This is a genomic window from Paucidesulfovibrio longus DSM 6739, assembly GCF_000420485.1.
GTDB lineage: Bacteria > Desulfobacterota > Desulfovibrionia > Desulfovibrionales > Desulfovibrionaceae > Paucidesulfovibrio > Paucidesulfovibrio longus.
Map to the genome: position 1 here is coordinate 94,981 of NZ_ATVA01000011.1, position 13,823 is coordinate 108,803.

The window sequence follows — 13,823 nt, forward strand, 5'->3', positions numbered from 1 at the left end:
GACTACTCCCCGCCCTCGGGCTTGGCTTCGTCCTTCTTGCCCTCGGCGGGAGCGGCCTTGCCGCCGTCCGCGGGCTGGTCCGGGGCGACGTTCACGGGAGTGCCCGGACGGACCTTGATGACGCCCTCGCTGACGATGCGGTCGCCGGGCTTGAGTCCGGCCTCGACCACGAAGTCCTCGCCCACCTCGATGCCCAGGGTCAGGGGATGGGGCGTGGCCACGTTGTCCTTGTCGAGCACGTAGGCGATGGGGCCTTGCTGGGTGAAGAGCACGGCCCGCTGGGGAACGAGCAGGGCCTGGTTGAGCACCGCGCCCTTGACGAAGACGCGCACGTACTGGCCGGGCAGCACGATCATCTCCGGGTTGGGGAACTGGCCCCGCACGCGGATGGAACCGGTTTGCGGATCGACCTTGGTGTCGGAAAAGTTGATGAAGCCCTTGGGGGCATACATGCTGCCGTCCACGAGCCGCAGCTCCAGCGAGTAGCCCTCCTCCGGAAGGCTCATCTTGCCCTCGGCCAGCCAGCGGCGATTGCGCAGCGCCTCGGCTCCGGGCATGGAGAAGTTCACGTAGAAGGGATCAAGCTGGATGATGGTGGTCAGCACGCTGCTGTTGGCGATGACCAGGCTGCCCTCGCTCACGGCCTCCTTGCTGGTCACGCCCGCGATGGGCGCGCGGACTTCGTTGTATTTCAGGTCGATGCGTGCGTCGCGGACCTTGGCTTCGGATTCCTGGACATTGGCAAGGGCCGTCTCGTAGGCGGTCACGGCGTCGTCGCGCTCCTGCGCGCTGATGGCTCCGTCCTTGTAGAGCTTGACGATGCGGTCGCGCTCGCGCCGGGAGTTTTCCAGGGTGGCCCTGGCGCTGGCCAGGGTGCTCGCATACTGGGCGAGATTGGCGTCGGACTTTTCCGGGTCGATGGTGAAGAGCAGGTCGCCCTCGTCCACGAAAGAGCCTTCCATGTATTTGCGTTCGAGCAGAATGCCGCCCGTGCGCGCGGTCACGTCGATCTCCCGTGCGCCCGCGGTCTGCCCCATGTACTCGAAGGTCAGGGGCTGGTCCTTGGGCTCCAGGGTCATGGCCTTGACCATGGGCGGGGGCATCTGCGCCTGCTGCTGGCCGTCTCCGCAGCCGGAAAGGGCGAGGCCGAGGGCCAGGAGCGACAGGAGGCCTAGACAATAAGGGCGGAGGCTGGTGATCTTCACGTTTATTTCCCGATGAACTGAGCTGAGGGTTGTATGAAATAATTAGCGTGCTAATTAATAGAAGAGCAGGGACTAACGCCGCGACGAAGGAATGTCAAGAGATGTGAACGCGAAGAAAGCTTGAATGAACCTGCCGATACGAAAGGATATTTCCGGTTTGCCGAAGAGCTGTGACGCGAACGGATGAGGAAATATCACAAGGCGCGGAAACGGATGGCCGATGCGCAGGCCCCGCAGCTTGAACGGAGGAATATTGCCGGACGCAAAAAAAGGGCGGAAGCCGAAGCTTCCGCCCTGGATGGTCCGGGTCGGGCCGCAGCGCGGTCCGCTCTACAGCTTGCAGGCGGTCTTGAGATCGTCCGCGGCGTCGGTCTGCTCCCAGGTGAATTCGGGAAGCTCGCGACCGAAGTGGCCGTAGTTGGTGGTCTTCTGGAAGATGGGACGGCGCAGGTCGAGACGCTTCTGGATGAAGTAGGGGCGCAGGTCGAAGACTTCGCGCACGGCCTTGGTCAGGGTCTCGTCGTCGCACTCGCCGGTGCCGTGGGAGGTCACGACCACGGAGACGGGGTCGGCCACGCCGATGGCGTAGGCGATCTGCACTTCGCACTCGCGGGCCAGGCCGGAGGCGACCACGTTCTTGGCCACGTAGCGGGCCATGTACGCGCCGGAGCGGTCCACCTTGGAGGGATCCTTTCCGGAGAAGGCGCCGCCGCCGTGGGCTCCGGCTCCGCCGTAGGTGTCCTGGATGATCTTGCGTCCGGTCAGGCCGCAGTCGCCCACAGGGCCGCCGATGACGAACCGGCCCGTGGGGTTGACGTAGACCTTGAGGTCGTCGTCGAGCAGGTTTTGGGGCAGCGTGTGGAAGATGACTTCCTTCTTGATGGCTTCCACGAGGTCGGCGTAGGCGATGTGCTCGTCGTGCTGCGAGGAAACGACCACGTTGTCGATGCGCACGGGCTTGCCGTCCTTGTACTGCACGGCCACCTGGGTCTTGCCGTCCGGACGGAGGAAGTCGAGGATGCCCTGCTTGCGCACGTAGGTCAGGCGGCGGGAAAGCTGGTGGGCCAGAAAGATCGGGGTCGGCATCAGGGGTTCGGTTTCGCTGGTGGCGAAGCCGAACATCATGCCCTGGTCGCCCGCGCCCTGCTCTTCGGGCTTGGTGCGGTCCACGCCCTGGGCGATGTCCGGGGACTGCTTGTCGATGGAGGAGATCACCGCGCAGGTCTGCCAGTCGAAGCCCATGGTGTCCGAGGAGTTGTAGCCGATGTCCTTGATGGTGCCGCGCACGATTTCGGGCAGGTCGGCGTAGGCCGTGGTGGTGATTTCACCGGCGATGAAGGCCATGCCCGTGGTCACGAGCGTTTCGCAGGCCACGCGGGAGTTGGGGTCCTGGCCGATGAGCGCGTCGAGGACGGCGTCGGAAATCTGGTCGGCGACTTTGTCGGGGTGTCCTTCGGTCACGGATTCCGAAGTGAAGATGTATTTTCCTTTCGGCGAAAAAAACATGCGTGCTCCTCCTTCAAGGATATGGTCAATCGCAGGGGCGTTGTTCCAGAATCTTTTCGATTCCGTTCTTGTCGTCCACGAGCACGACCCGCGCCACGTGGTTCTCGATTTCATCCGGTGCGAGCCAAGCGTAGGCCGCGATGATGACCTTTTGTCCGGCTTCGCCCCGCAGCGCCGCAGCGCCGTTGAGGCAGATTTCTCCGGGGCCTCCGGGAATGGCGTACGTGGTGAGGCGTTCGCCGTTGCCGAGGTTGTAGACGTCTATCCGCTCGTACGGAAGAATCCCGGCGGCCTTGAGCAGCACGGGGTCCACGGAAAGGCTGCCGTGGTACTTCGGGTCAGAGCGGGTCACGGTCGCGCCGTGCAGCTTGGCGTTGAGAAAGCTCCTTCCGGGCATGTTCCTTACACCTCCAACAGAAAATTGTCTATCAGTCGTGCATTCTTCATCTGCACGGCGACAGCGGCCAGCGCTTTCTTCCGGACCTCCGACAGGGGAGCCAGGGTCACGGGGTCCACGATGGCGATGTAGTCCACTTCGCCCAGGGGCAGATGCGCGTCGAAGTGCTCGTGCAGCGCGGCTTGCAGCCGGGCCGCGGAACGCTCGCCGCCGGAGGCCAGCTCCTGGAGCATGAGCAGGCCCTGCCGGATCTGCGGGGCCTGGGCGCGTTCGGCCTCGTCCAGGCGGACGTTGCGCGAGCTGAGGGCCAGTCCGTCGGCCTCGCGCACGATGGGCTGCGCCTCGATGCGCACCGGGAAATCCAGGTCGCGGACCATGCGCCGGATGATGGCGAGCTGCTGCCAGTCCTTCTCGCCGAAAACGGCCACGTCCGGGCCAGCGAGATGGAACAGCTTGGCCACCACGGTGCAGACGCCGCGAAAGTGGCCGGGCCGCGAAGCGCCGCAAAGACCCTTGGCCAGGTCCGGAACCTCGATCCAGGTGCCGTGGTCCGGGGCGTACATGGCTCCGGGCGGCGGCGAGAACAGCACGTCCGCGCCCCGGCTTTCGGCCAGGGCCGCGTCGCGCTCCGGGTCGCGGGGGTAGCTGTCCAGGTCTTCGCCCGGCCCGAACTGGGTCGGATTGACGAAGAGGGAAACCACGAGCCTGTCGGCCAGGGGACGGGCGCGGTCCATGAGCGCCAGGTGTCCGGCGTGGAAATAGCCCATGGTGGGAACCAGGGCCACGCTCAGGCCCTGTGCGCGCCAAGCGCGGCAAACGGCCTGCAATTCTTTGGGGTCTTGAATGGTAATCATTGGGAATGCCTCCTGCGAGGGTCAAAGCGCTATTCCATTTTGCCCCGGTTGTCCAGCAGAGTGCTTGAGAAATGCGGGGTCCGGGGGTAAGGTGCCGAAATATGAGCGCGATACGCAACGATCCGATGCGGGGAACCCCCCGGCTGAGCGGCAGGGACTTGGTGGAGCTCGAACATGCGCTCAAGGACGCCCTGCGCGTCCATGTGCCGTTCGAATCCTACAGCCTCTTTTTCCCGGAGTCACTCCCCGAAGGGGTGGGCGGCCCGGTTCCTTCCTACCGCGCCTCGGCGCGCGAACTGCTCCTGCCGCTCGTGCTGCACAACGAGCTGCTCGGTTGGTTCGTGGCGCGCGGCGTGCGGCTGAGCGCGCCCAAGAGCGCGCCGCTCTACCTCGCGGCCCTGGCCCGCGCAGAGCTGGAGAAATTCGCGCTCTACAAGCGCAGCATCACGGACCCGCTCACGGGGCTCTACAACCGCGACCACTTCCTGGGCGTGCTCGAACGCGAGATAGAACTCGTGGACGGCGCGCTCATGGCCGGCGGCGCGGGCGAGATCGGCGGGGCCGGAGGCTTTTCCGGCGGTCTGGGGGTCATCTCCCTGGACCTGGACCGCTTCATGTGGATCAACGAACGCTACGGCTATACCGTTGGCGACGCCATCGCCGCCGAGGCGGGCCGCACCATGCTGCGCATCTGCCCGCGCCACGCCGTGGCCGCACGGCTGATCCACGATCGCTTCGCCGTGATCCTGCCGGACGCGCGGCCCCGCGCCTGCTTCCAGCTCGCGGAGCTGATTCGCTCCGGCATCTCGCGGCTGGTGCACAAGGACGCCGTCACCGGCGACGCCATTTCCGTCACGGCCAGCCTCGGCCACGTCTGCTACCCGCAGGGCATGAACGGCCAGCAACTGCTGCGCGACACGCCCGAACGGGCGCGCATCCTGCTGCGCAAGGCCAACAAGGCCGTTTCCACGGCCAAGCACCACGGACGCAACCGCGTGTTCGGCTTCGCCGACATCCTGCCCAAGGGCGGCAAGGTGCTCGAGGTGCTGCCCATGGGCCGGCTGACCGTGAGCCTGGGGCGCGACGTGGAGGCCCGCGTGGGCCAGCGTTTCCTGCTCCTGCCGCCCGGCCCGCCGCGCAGCGTGCTCGCCGAGGTCACGGAGGAGGAGCGCCTCTCCGGCTCCAGCCCCGTCACCCACAAGGGCGAAGCCGTGCTCATCGAGGTGCAGGAAGACATGGCCTTCGCCGAGGTGCTCCACCCGGCGGACCCGTCCGTGCCCATCGCAACGGGCGACCGGCTCGTGCTCGTGGCCGAGGAGGGTGCCGGATACGACCGCCAGCAAGCAGGAGACGACGTGCCGCACAAGGACGACGTGACCGGACTCTTCGCCCATAGGGATTTCATGGCCCGCTGGCCCGGACTGCGGCGCGGCCCGGAACGCTTCGCCCTCGGCCTGTTCAAGGTGCTCTCCGGCGCGGACGGCTACGCGCGCGGCTACGAAAACGCCATGCGCTCGCGCATGGGCACCCTGGCCGAACTGGTGGAGGCGCGCGCGCCCCAAGGCTCGGTGGGCGGCGAATTCGGCCTGGGCAGCGTGGTCTGGTTTCTGCCCGGCCTGGAACGCGGCGAGGCCGAAACGCTCCTGCGCGAGGTGGTGGCGGACGCGGAACGGCGCGGACTGGAACTGGCCGCCGGAGCGGGCGTCTACCCTTATATGTCCTTCACCCGCGCGGACATGCTCGAAAACGCGCGCAAGGCCCTGGATCACGCGCTGCTCCTGCCCCATCCGCGCGCAGCGGCCTTCGACTCGGTGTCGTTGAACATCTCGGCGGACAGGCTCTACATGCAGGGCGACCTCTTCGGCGCAGTGGAGGAGTTCAAGCTCTCGCTGCTCGCGGACGAGGCCAACGTGCTCGCGCGCAACTCGCTGGGCATCTGCTACGCGCAGCTCGGCAGGCACGAACAGGCGCGCGGCCAGTTCGAGGAGGCCCTGCGGCATGCGCCCGACGACCTCATGGCCCTCTACAACCTGGGCTGGATCAGCCAGCGCATGGGCGACGCGCAACGGGCCAAGACGAGTTTCGAACGCTGCCTGGAGCTGGACCCGGCGCACGTCTACAGCATGCTGCGGCTGGGCGCGCTGGCCGAACAGGCGGGCGACCCGGACAGGGCGGAGCAGTGGTACCTCAAGGCCGCGGGCCTGCCCGGCGGCGAGCCGCTGACCATGCGGCACCTGGCCCGGCTGGCCGTGGACCGGGGCGACAAGGAACGCGCCCGCGAATGCCTGCACCTGGCGCTGAACGCCAACCACAACGACCACTTCGCCATGTTCCTGCTGGCAAAGCTGTATCTGGATTCGGGCGAAGACCCGCAGATCGCGGAAGTGCTGGCGCGCCAGTGCTCGGCACTGGCCCCGGAAAGGGATGACTATTGGGATCTGCTCGTCCGCGCCCTGGAGATTCAGGGCAAGGAGGACGAGGCGAGGTCGGCGGAAGCGCGGAAAATGGCGGGGTGAGGGAGCAAATAAAGACATTGCTTTCGTGTATCTTTTTATCTATTGGGTGGGTGCTTGCTTTTGCGGTCTAATATGATTGCCTATTAGCTGTGGAGGATTGGGCGACATGGCTGCACCGAAAGTTCGCAACGAGAAGATCAAAGAGGCCCAAGAATTATTAGCGCAATTGGAAAGTGTTGATGCGAAGGGGCTAGCTCGCACCGAGGAGTTGACGAGAGAGATAAACTTCGAAGATGCCGTCCCTCATTTTGAGAAGATGCTTGATGTGGTAAAGCAACTGCACCAAAGGCAGATAAATCGGCTGCCGCTTCAGCATGTTGAGGGCATAATAAATTCTTGCAAATTGCTTTTAGCAAATATTGCTAAGGTGAAAGATTTTGATATAAATCAGAATACACCTGCAAACGTGTGTAAAGCAATAGTTCAAGATGTTAAAAATTCTTATGACGATTTTGTGGAGCCACTTGTTCTCCCCTTGGCGTTTACAGCGACTCAGGCAACTGACTATTCCAAAATAGAGAGAGAAGCTAAGGGGTATCGCGCTACAATAGAAGAAGAGTATCTCAAATTTAAGAAGCTGCTAGAACAGCAAAGAGAAGAGGCAGAGGCTGCGTTACAGGCGGTCAAGGAGCAAGCCGCTGAAGCAGGAGTCTCTTCTAATGCCCATATATTTAAGTCGGCTTCCGATTCTTATGCCGATCTTTCCAAATGCTGGATGTGGGCGACTATTGTTTCGTCAGTTATAACTTTAAGTGTTGCTGTCGGGTATGTTGTTATGAGTTTTTATGTCAACATTGACACAACTCCGAAAGTAATCCAGTACACAGTAAGCAAGGTTATATTGTTGTCGACATTGTCCTTCGGAGTATTTTGGTGTGCAAGAAATTACAAATCTTGTCTGCATAATAAGGTGCTAAATGAGCATAGAGCAAATGCTCTGATGACATTCCGTGCTTTTGTCGAGGGGAGCGGTGACCAGCAAGTTAAGGAAGCTATACTGTTACAGGCTTGCCAGGCAGCCTTTGTAAATCGTCCCACTGGGTATGAGTCCCAAGAGAAAGAAGCTCAAACGATTAACCCGGTCGTCGAAATTCTGGGTAAGGCTGCGATGAAGTCTGAACCCACTTAAAGCGAGGGGGTTGCTACTTAAGTCTCTCGTCGTCCCTACGTCCTGAGTCCCCTCTTTGCATCGGGAGCAGCTACCTCCCCAATTCCGCTTCCGCCCCCTTGCAGGCCAACCGGACATACTTCGGGATGATCCGCTCGCCCTTGTCGTAGTAAGCGACCATACGGCGGCTCAGTCCGAGGGTCTGGGCCGCGCTTGAGAGCGAAAGGCCGTGGCGCTTTCGCCAATCGCGGAACTCCTCGGCGCGCATGGCTTCACCCGCCTGTTCCAGCGCGAGCCGCCAAAGCGTGCTGACGGAAATGTCCATGTCGCCACCCCAGGTGATGTCCCAGCCCCATTCCCCTACCTTGGCCTGCCTAAACAATGCAGGCTCTTCGCGCAGCGGCCGGAATATCTTGTAGGTATGCAGGAACGCTGAGAGGTCCACTTCGTTAATGGAGCCGTCCCGCCATTCGATTCGAAGACGGAAGGGCTCCAGGGGGGCGATGCTCTTGATGCGCGGTTGTTGCTTCATGGCGCTATCCTCTCTCATTCAGGTCGGACCATTTTGCGAGCAGGTCATGTTGGTGCTCTCGCGCCCAATCCATGACGGCTCGGTAGTGTTGTGGAAGCCGCCCGCCCTCCAGAATTGAAAACGACCTAAGATCGACCTGGAAATGCCCGTCGGGTCCCAGGATATGAAAGTGCGGCGGGGCATGGTCGTCTCCGTAGATGCACAGCTTGAGGCCGTTGATCACGATGATGGTCGGCATGACTTCCCTTGGTTTAAGCTAGTGCACTGGTTGCACCATGTCAATGCTTGGCCAGCAAAAAGGGAGCCGAGCGGCTCCCATCAATAATGCGGTTTGTTGTCCCCTCTACGCCCCGGCGGCCTGGAACGCCGCGCCGACAATGGCCTTGGCCTCGTCCTGAATCCGGGCCAGGTGCTCCGTCCCCAGGAAGCTCTCCGCATATATTTTATAGATATCCTCCGTGCCTGAGGGCCGCGCCGCGAACCAGCCGTTCTTGGTCGTGACCTTGAGCCCGCCGATGGACGCACCGTTGCCGGGCGCGCTGGTCAGCCGCGCGAGGATGGGTTCGCCCGCCAGCTCGGACGCGGCGACCATCTCCGGGGTGAGCTGCTTGAAGGCGGCCTTTTGCGCCGGGGACGCGGGCGCGTCGATGCGGGCGTAAACGGGCTCGCCGAAGCGTTCGGTCAGTTCGGCGTAGCGTTCGCTCGGATTCTTGCCCGTGGCCGTGATCTCGCAGGCCAGCAAGTCCATGATGATCCCGTCCTTATCTGTGGTCCAGGCGGCGCCGTCCAGGCGCAGGAAGCTCGCGCCCGCGGATTCCTCCCCGCCGAAGCCCAGGGAGCCGTCCAGCAATCCCTCCACGAACCACTTGAAGCCCACGGGCACTTCGTACAGCTCGCGGCCTAGGTGCTCGGCCACGCGGTCGAGCATGGAGGAGGACACGAGCGTCTTGCCCAGGCGCGCGCCCTTGGCCCAGCCCGTGCGCGTGGTGAAGAGGTGTTCGCAGGCCACGGCCAGATAGTGGTTCGGGTTCATCAGCCCCTGGGGCGTGACGATGCCGTGGCGGTCGAAGTCCGGGTCGTTGCCGAAGGCCACGTCGAAGCGGTCCTTGAGGCCGATGAGCCCGGTCATGGCGTAGGGCGAGGAGCAGTCCATGCGGATCTTCAGGTCGTGGTCCAGGGGCATGAATCCAAAGGTGGGATCCAGGGTGCGGTTCACGACCTCGATGTCCAGGCCGTACAGCTCGGCGATGGGATCGAAATAGGCCAGGCCGGACCCGCCCAGGGGGTCGGCCCCGATCTTCAGTCCCGCGCCCCGGATGGCGTCCATGTCCACCACGCTCGCGAGGTCGCGCACGTAGGGCATGACGAAATCATAGGGCCGCACCAGCCCGGACTTGAGCGCGCGCTCGTAGCGCATGCGCTTGACCCCGGCGAGGCCGTTTTTCAGGAGTTCGTTGGCGCGCTGTTGGACCGGGCCGGTGATTTCCGGTCCGGCCGGGCCGCCCGAGGGCGGGTTGTACTTGATGCCGCCGTCCGTGGGCGGGTTGTGCGAGGGCGTGACCACGACGCCGTCCGCGGTGCCGCCGCTGCCGGCGCGGTTCCAGGTCAGGATGGCGTGGGAGATCACCGGGGTGGGGGTGTGGCCCTGGTTCTGCTGAATGAACAGGCCCACGCCGTTGGCCGCGAAGACCTCGATGGCGTTGCGCTGCGCGGGTTCGGAAAGGGCGTGGGTGTCCATGCCGAGGAAGAGCGGCCCGGTGATGCCCGCTGCGGCGCGGTGTTCGCAGATGGCCTGGGTCACGGCCAGGATGTGGGCCTCGTTGAAGCTCCCGGCCAGGGAGCGGCCGCGATGGCCGGAGGTGCCGAAGGCGACCTGCTGGGCCTGGTTTTCCGGGTCGGGCGCGATCTCATGATAGGCCCGGAGCATTTCGGTCAGGTCCGGAAGCAGTTCGGCCGGGGCCTTGTGGCCGGGGCGCATCTGGATATCGCTCACGCTGTCGCTCCTTGGAGTCGTTCGGGATTATTGTTCTTCGTCGTCGAGCAGGCCGTGCTCGGCGAGGCGGCGTTCCATGTCGGCGGCGCGCTTGCTGGTGTCGCGCAGGCGCACGGCCAGGATTTCCGCGAAGATGCGGTAGAACACGGCCTGGGCGATGAGCTTGTCCGCGCCCTGGAGTCGGTCCATGAACGCGCCGTCCACCGCGAGGCAGAGGCTGGGGCCGACGGCCCGGATGGTGGCCGAGCGCGGGCTGCCGTCGATGATGCCCATCTCGCCGAACACGTCGCCCAGGCGGCGGATGTGGCCGACCTCGGTGCCATTGCTCTCGATGGCGAGGTCGCCGCCGATGAGGAAGTAGATGTACTGGTCGTATTCCCCTTCCTGGATGAGCACTTCGCCGGGGTCGTATTTTCGCAGCCGGGAAAGCTTGATGATTTCCATCATCTGGCGGTCGCCGAGCGTATCGAAGACGCGCATGCGCCGCAATCGGGAGATGATCTCCTCGTTTTCATGGTCGAGCTGTTTTTCGATCAAGCCGTGCTCCTTTCACGTTGGCTGTCTGAATCCACGGCAGTATGGCCCAAACCCGGAAACGCGGCAAGAAAAACGGCGCGGTTCAGGGCTGGTCGGCGTTTTCGGCCAGTGCGTCCAGGGCCGCGAGCCGCTCCGGCAGGGGCGGGTGCGAATGGAAAAGAAAGACGCTCAGCGGGTGGGGCGTGAGATTGGCGAGGTTCTGGCGCACGAGTTTTTTCAGGGCCGAGGACAGTGCCAGGGGCGCGCCCGTGGCGCGGGCGGCGAAGCGGTCGGCCTGGTATTCGTGCCGACGGGAAAGGGCGTTGGTCAGCGCGCCGAGCAGCAGGGAAGCGGGAGCCAGGAGCAGGGAGAAGAGCGCCAGCCCGGCGTGGCCGCTGGCGGGCAGGCCCAGGTCCGCGAAGAGCGTGTTCCAGCCGAGCAGCAGCGAGAGCAGCCAGAGCAGCGCGCCGAGCCGGAGGATGCCGATGAGGATGCGCGTGCGGATGTGGCCCAGTTTCCAGTGGCCGACCTCGTGGGCCAGCACGCCGAGGATTTCGTCGCGGTTCATCTTTTCCAGCAGGGTGTCGAAGAGCGCTATGCGCTTGCGTCGCCCCAGGCCCGTGAAAAAGGCGTTGCCCTTGGCGCTGCGGCGCGAGCCGTCCATGACGAAAAGACCGGACAGGGCGAAGCCTTCCTTTTGGGCCAGGGCTTCTATGTCCGCTCGCAGGGCGTCGTCTTCCAGCGGGCTGAATTTGTTGAACAGCGGCAGAATCCAGGTCGGGGCAACATAGGCCAGCAGGAGCGAGACCGCGGCGGCGATGGCCCAGCAGCCGACCCACGCGCCAGGTCCGAAGACCCGCAGCAGCCAGAGGATCACGGCCAGGAGCGGTCCGCCGATGAGCGCGGCCAGGAGCCAGCCCTTGAGCCGGTCCAGTACGAAGGTGGCCGGGCTGGTGCGGTTGAAGCCGAATCTGTCCTCAAGCACGAAGGTGTGGTACAGGCTGAAGGGCAGACCGGCGAGGTCGTGGGCGAGGCCGAGCATGGCGAAAAAGACGAGGCCCGTGGCCGTTTCGGCCCAGGCTCCGGCCAGTCCGAGGCCCTGGGCCGCCTGCCGGGCCAGCTCGTCGGCCAGGGGAAAGCCGCCGAGGATCAGGAATCCCGCCACGAGCAGCGTGTCCCAGGTTTCGGCCAGCGCGCCGAACCGCAGCCGGGCGCGGGCGTAGCGCTGGGAGCGGGCGTATTCTTCCGGGTCGTAGATGTCTTCCAGGCCCTGGGGCGGCGCGGGCGAGAGGCGGCGCGCGTCGAGCAGGGAGGAAAGCGTGTTTGCGAACCAGGCGGCCAGGATGCAGCCGAGCAGGAGCAGGAGAGAAGCGTTCATGGCGACCCGTATGGAGTTTCGAGCGGTTTCGGAGGCTGTGCTGCGGTTCCGCGGCGACCTGCCGGAACTCCTGCGCAGGGCGCACTCCGATGGCGAAATACGGTATCCCGTGACCCGCAGGGCGTCAATCAAGGACGTGGCCGAGAGCCTGGGCGTTCCGCATACCGAAATCCACGGATTGCTGCTTCTGACGGCAGCGGGAGCGCCGCGCGAGGTGGGGTTCGGCCATGCGTTGCAGCCGGGAGAAGTCCTGGATATCTCAGGGCCGGGCGGCCCCGTGGATGCCATGCGGGACGGACTCCTGCGCCCGGCGCTGCCGCACGGGCTGCGTTTCGTTGTGGACGAAAACGCGGCCGGGCTGGTGCCGCTGCTGCGCGGGCTGGGCCTGGACACGGCGTATGATCGCTGCTGGACGGACGAGCGCATCGCGGAGATCGCCGAGGCCGAGGGGCGCGTGGTTCTCAGCCGCGACCGCGCCCTGCTCAAGCGTTCGTGCATCGCGCACGGCAGGCTGGTGCGCGCAAACCTTCCGGACGACCAGTTGCGCGAAGTGCTCGCGCTCTATCCGATTCCATCGGAGGCGGTCCGTTTTTCGCGCTGCCTGCGCTGCAACGAGCTGCTGCGGCCCGTGGAAAAGGCGGCGATCCTGCATCGCCTGGAGCCGAGAACGAAGCGGTATTATCATAGATTTCAGATGTGTCCTTCGTGCGAGCGGATCTACTGGCCGGGCTCGCACCAGGAGCGCATGCTGGAGCGGTATGCGCGATTGGGGTTGTCTTTTCCCTGAATGCCGCTTCCCGCCTTGATTAAGTGCCCGTGGTATATTATTTGAACAAAATACGTTCCCAGGAGGGCGCAGAACGCATGTCCGTGACGGCCAAGGAAATACGCGAAGACATCGCCCGCGCGCGGGCCGCCTGTCAGAAAGGCGACCTGTTGCGCTGTCTCGGCTGCCTGCGCGACGCAGTGGACGGGCTCGTGGGCAACAAGGTCTTCGGGCGCGAGAAGTTCGAGATCGAGGCGCTGATCGTGGAAGCCCTGCGCGACCTCAACGGCCTGCGCACCATGCAGCGCGTCATGCCGCGCGGCGTGCACTACGTGCGCGGCAAGGAGCGGGAGCTGCACGCGAAGCTCTCGCACCTGCACGCGAAGCTCAAGGAAGCCATCGACCGCGCCCGGCTGGAAAAGCTGCGCAAGCGCATGCTCGACCTGGACGAGAGCCTGCTCGCGGCCCAGGTGCACCTGAAGAAGAAAGAGGAAATGGAGGCGCGCAAGCTCTTCCGGCGCGCGGCGGACCAGTTCGCGGGTCAGCCCGGCCTGCTTTCGGACATAGGAACGCGCATGCTCATGGGCGGCCTCGTGCAGGAGGCCGTGGAATACCTGCGCAAGGGCCTGGAGGAAAACTCCCGCGACGAGCGCGCCCACAGTTCCCTGATCATGTGCTACGAGGTGCTCGGCCAGATGGACAAGGTCGAGGAAGCCATCAAGAACGCCATCCGCATGCTCGGCCCGCGCGAGGATCTCTACATTCGTCTGGGCAAGGTGGCGCTTTCGCGCCGCAACTGGTCCACGGTCCTGAACGTGGCCGAGGCCGTGCTCAAGAAAAATCCGCTGAACGTGGAGGCGCGCAAGCTCCGCAACCAGGTCCGCCCGAAAATTTACGGAAAGGGCGCGGCGTCCGGAGCCGCCGGGGCCGAAGCTCCGAAGCCCGCTCCGGCCAAGCCCAAGAAATCCATCAAGCTCGACATGTAGCGACCGCAGCGCAATAGACGAGCCCCCGCCCGGAGTGTCCGTGCGGGGGCTTTTTCCTTGGCGCGG

Annotated in this window: 13 protein-coding genes; 4 read left to right on the forward strand and 9 right to left on the reverse strand. The window is 64.3% G+C overall.

Annotated features, from left to right (window positions below):
• Positions 1–2: 2 nt before the first annotated feature.
• The 4 genes from G452_RS0102135 to panC all read right to left on the reverse strand — a co-directional run bounded on the left by G452_RS0102135 (position 3) and on the right by panC (position 3,962).
• Positions 3–1,205 carry an efflux RND transporter periplasmic adaptor subunit gene (locus G452_RS0102135; protein ID WP_022660609.1) on the reverse strand — a complete coding sequence of 401 codons (1,203 nt, stop codon included), beginning with the start codon at positions 1,203–1,205 and terminating at the stop codon, positions 3–5.
• A gap of 330 nt (positions 1,206–1,535) precedes the next feature.
• A complete protein-coding gene (metK, locus tag G452_RS0102140; RefSeq protein WP_022660610.1) occupies positions 1,536–2,711 on the reverse strand; it encodes a methionine adenosyltransferase in 1,176 nt (391 codons plus the stop codon).
• A gap of 25 nt (positions 2,712–2,736) precedes the next feature.
• Positions 2,737–3,108: an aspartate 1-decarboxylase gene (gene panD, locus G452_RS0102145; protein WP_022660611.1), complete on the reverse strand. Its 372-nt coding sequence runs from the start codon at positions 3,106–3,108 to the stop codon at positions 2,737–2,739.
• A gap of 5 nt (positions 3,109–3,113) precedes the next feature.
• Positions 3,114–3,962: a pantoate--beta-alanine ligase gene (gene panC / locus G452_RS0102150; protein ID WP_022660612.1), complete on the reverse strand. Its 849-nt coding sequence runs from the start codon at positions 3,960–3,962 to the stop codon at positions 3,114–3,116.
• Between the two features lie 101 nt (positions 3,963–4,063).
• Between panC and G452_RS0102155 the strand changes: the two genes are divergently transcribed.
• Positions 4,064–6,478: a GGDEF domain-containing protein gene (locus G452_RS0102155; protein WP_022660613.1), complete on the forward strand. Its 2,415-nt coding sequence runs from the start codon at positions 4,064–4,066 to the stop codon at positions 6,476–6,478.
• Positions 6,479–6,584: 106 nt separating this feature from the next.
• Positions 6,585–7,607: a hypothetical protein gene (locus tag G452_RS21330; RefSeq protein WP_155887501.1), complete on the forward strand. Its 1,023-nt coding sequence runs from the start codon at positions 6,585–6,587 to the stop codon at positions 7,605–7,607.
• Between the two features lie 70 nt (positions 7,608–7,677).
• On the opposite strand, the gene G452_RS0102170 is transcribed toward G452_RS21330, so the two are convergent.
• The 5 genes from G452_RS0102170 to G452_RS0102190 form a co-directional block, all read right to left on the reverse strand.
• On the reverse strand, positions 7,678–8,118 hold the full coding sequence (locus tag G452_RS0102170; RefSeq protein ID WP_022660616.1) for a DUF2442 domain-containing protein: 441 nt from the start codon (positions 8,116–8,118) through the stop codon (positions 7,678–7,680).
• Between the two features lie 4 nt (positions 8,119–8,122).
• Positions 8,123–8,356, reverse strand: coding sequence for a DUF4160 domain-containing protein (locus G452_RS0102175; RefSeq protein WP_022660617.1), 234 nt, complete (start codon positions 8,354–8,356; stop codon positions 8,123–8,125).
• A gap of 105 nt (positions 8,357–8,461) precedes the next feature.
• Entirely contained in the window at positions 8,462–10,096 is a 1,635-nt protein-coding gene (gene pgm / locus G452_RS0102180; protein ID WP_040368110.1) for a phosphoglucomutase (alpha-D-glucose-1,6-bisphosphate-dependent), read from the reverse strand.
• A 42-nt stretch (positions 10,097–10,138) separates the two neighbouring features.
• Positions 10,139–10,648, reverse strand: coding sequence for a Crp/Fnr family transcriptional regulator (locus tag G452_RS0102185; RefSeq protein WP_022660619.1), 510 nt, complete (start codon positions 10,646–10,648; stop codon positions 10,139–10,141).
• Positions 10,649–10,730: 82 nt separating this feature from the next.
• A complete protein-coding gene (locus G452_RS0102190) occupies positions 10,731–12,005 on the reverse strand; it encodes a M48 family metallopeptidase (protein ID WP_022660620.1) in 1,275 nt (424 codons plus the stop codon).
• On the opposite strand from G452_RS0102190, the gene G452_RS0102195 reads away from it, so the two are divergent.
• Complete coding sequence (locus G452_RS0102195) at positions 12,004–12,792, forward strand: Mut7-C ubiquitin/RNAse domain-containing protein (RefSeq protein ID WP_235619577.1); 789 nt, start codon at positions 12,004–12,006, stop codon at positions 12,790–12,792. The genes G452_RS0102190 and G452_RS0102195 overlap by 2 nt on opposite strands.
• A gap of 77 nt (positions 12,793–12,869) precedes the next feature.
• Positions 12,870–13,757 (forward strand): tetratricopeptide repeat protein, encoded by an 888-nt coding sequence (locus G452_RS0102200; protein WP_022660622.1) that lies wholly within the window; start codon positions 12,870–12,872, stop codon positions 13,755–13,757.
• Positions 13,758–13,823: the final 66 nt, after the last annotated feature.